This is a genomic window from Glycomyces rhizosphaerae, assembly GCF_042647865.1.
GTDB classification, from domain to species: domain Bacteria; phylum Actinomycetota; class Actinomycetes; order Mycobacteriales; family Micromonosporaceae; genus Glycomyces; species Glycomyces rhizosphaerae.
This window is the reverse complement of the sequence record NZ_JBHRWO010000024.1, coordinates 1-2,971: the sequence shown is the minus strand read 5'-3', so window position 1 is coordinate 2,971 and position 2,971 is coordinate 1. Positions and strand designations below refer to the sequence as shown.

At 57.4% G+C, this 2,971-nt stretch carries 1 rRNA gene; it reads left to right on the top strand.

The annotated features are described in order from the left end of the window. Window positions 1-2,971, top strand: a 23S ribosomal RNA gene (locus ACFO8M_RS26545); the annotation flags it as partial.

Genomic DNA, 2,971 nt, shown 5'->3' with positions numbered 1-2,971 from the left:
ATATGCCTGGGGGAGTTGCCAACTGGACTGTGATCCCAGGGTTTCCGAATGGGGTAACCTAGCCGCCTTGATGGGCGGTTGCGCTCGCCTGAATGTATAGGGCGGGTTGTGGTGTGGCGGGGAAGTGAAACATCTCAGTACCTGCTGTGGAGAAAACAAGAGTGATTCCGTGAGTAGCGGCGAGCGAAAGCGGAGGAGGCTAAACCTGGTTCGTGTGATAGCCGGCAGGCGTTGCGGGTCAGGGGTTGTGGGACGTTGCCGTTAGTTTCTGCCGAAGCTAGGTTCACGCGTTGTTGTCTAGTCGAACGGTGTGGGAAAGCCGACCGGAGTGGGTGAGAGTCCCGTAGATGAAGGATGACAGCGGTGGGCGGGTGGCGCACCCGAGTAGCGCGGGTTTCGTGGAGGCTCGTGTGAATCTGGCAGGACCGTCTGCTAAGCCTAAAGAGGTCCGGTGACCGATAGTGGAGAGTACCGTGAGGGAATGGTGAAAAGTACCCCGGGAGGGGAGTGAAATAGTGCCTGAAACCATGTGCCTGTAAACCGTCAGAGCCCGGCGACACATTCGTGTGTTGTAGGCGGGTGATGGCGTGCCTTTTGAAGAATGAGCCTGCGAGTTATGGTATGCAGCGAGGTTAAGCCGTGTGGTGGAGCCGGAGCGAAAGCGAGTCTGAATAGGGCGTTGAGTTGTGTGTTGTAGACCCGAAGCGGGGTGATCTACCCATGTCCAGGGTGAAGCGGCTGTAAGAGGTCGTGGAGGCCCGAACCCACCTAGGTTGCAAACTGGGGGGATGAGGTGTGGGTAGGGGTGAAAGGCCAATCAAACTCCGTGATAGCTGGTTCTCCCCGAAATGCATTTAGGTGCAGCGTCGTGTGTTGCACCGTGGTGGTAGGGCGCTGGTTGGGTGATGGGCCGTGTCGGTTACTGAGCTCAGCTAAACTTCGAATGCCATGGTGTTGAGTGCGGCAGTGAGTCGGCGGGTGAGAAGATCCGTCGTCGAGAGGGAAACAGCCCAGATTACCGGCTAAGGCCCCTAAGGGTGCACTGAGTGGAAAAGGATGTGGGGTCGCGTTGACAGCCAGGAGGTTGGCTTAGAAGCAGCCATCCTTGAAAGAGTGCGTAATAGCTCACTGGTCGAGTGGTTTTGCGCCGATAATGTAGCGGGGCTGAAGTGCACCGCCGAAGCCGTAGCAATGCCATGGAGATACGTCTCCGTGGGTTGGGTAGGGGAGCGTCGTACTTGGGGTGAAGCTGGGGAGTAATCCATCCGGTGGACTTTGTACGAGTGAGAATGCAGGCATGAGTAGCGAAACACAGGTGAGAATCCTGTGCGCCGATTGACTAAGGGTTCCAGGGGACGGCTGTTCCGCCCTGGGTTAGTCTGGGCCTAAGGCGAGGCCGAGAGGCGTAGTCGATGGATAACCGGTTGATATTCCGGTACCCGAGTGCCGCGTATGAGTGATAGCGGTTGTGCTAACCGGCTGGAAGCCGGCGGGCGTTGACCTTCGGGTCGATACTTGTCAGTGACTGGTTGGGGTCCTTTCCGTGTGTAGCGTAGTGATGGAGTGACACAGTGGGGTAGCTATACCGTCTGGTGGATTAGGCGGGGTAAGGTGGTAGCCCGCGTTCCTAGGTAAATCCGGGGGCGCCCCTTGAGTGGGAGGGTGAGCGCTGAAGCATAGGCCTTTAGGCTGAATTTGGTGATCCCGTGCTGTCGAGAAAAGCTTCTAGCGAGTGGTAGTCGGCCAGTACCCTAAACCGACACTGGTGGTCAGGTAGAGTATACTGAGGCGTTCGAGTGATGTGTGGTTAAGGAACTCGGCAAATTGCCTCCGTAACTTCGGGAGAAGGAGGGCCCTTTCTGGTGGCACGTGCGTGCATAAGCTGGAGGGGGTTGCAGAGGCCAGGGGGAAGCGACTGTTTACTAAAAACACAGGTCCATGCGAAGCCGTGAGGTGAGGTATATGGACTGACGCCTGCCCGGTGCTGGAACGTTAAGAGGATCCATCAAGGCTTTGGCCTGCAGTGGTGAATTGAAGCGCCAGTAAACGGCGGTGGTAACTATAACCATCCTAAGGTAGCGAAATTCCTTGTCGGGTAAGTTCCGACCTGCACGAATGGCGTAACGACTTCCCCGCTGTCTCAACCACATGCTCGGCGAAATTGCAGTACGAGTAAAGATGCTCGTTTCGCGCGGCAGGACGGAAAGACCCCGGGACCTTTACTATAGCTTGGTATTGATGCACTATTTGGTTTGTGTAGGATAGGCGGGAGCCTGGGAAGCTGCGACGCTAGTCGTGGTGGAGGTGTTGGTGAAATACCGCTCTGATCTGATGGTGTGTCTCACCCGCGGCCCTGATCGGGTCGGGGGACAGTGCCTGGTGGGTAGTTTAACTGGGGCGGTTGCCTCCTAAATGGTAACGGAGGCGCCCAATGGTACCCTCGGGCCGGTTGGAAACCGGTCGGTGAGTGTAAGCGTAGAAGGGTGCTTGACTGTGAGACCGACGGGTCGAGCAGGTGCGAAAGCAGGGGCTAGTGATCCGGCACCGACGTACGGATGTGGTGTCGCTCAACGGATAAAAGGTACCCCGGGGATAACAGGCTGATCTTCCCCAAGAGTCCATATCGACGGGATGGTTTGGCACCTCGATGTCGGCTCGTCGCATCCTGGGGCTGGAGTTGGTCCCAAGGGTTGGGCTGTTCGCCCATTAAAGCGGCACGCGAGCTGGGTTTAGAACGTCGTGAGACAGTTCGGTCCCTATCCGCCGCGCGCGTAAGAGATTTGATGAAGGGCTGTCCCTAGTACGAGAGGACCGGGATGGACGAACCGCTGGTGTGCCAGTTGTCCCGCCAGGGGCATGGCTGGTTGGCTACGTTCGGGAGCGATAACCGCTGAAAGCATCTAAGCGGGAAGCGTGCTTCGAGATGAGATCTCTGTCAGCGTTAGCTGGTGAGGCGCCCTGTAGATGACGG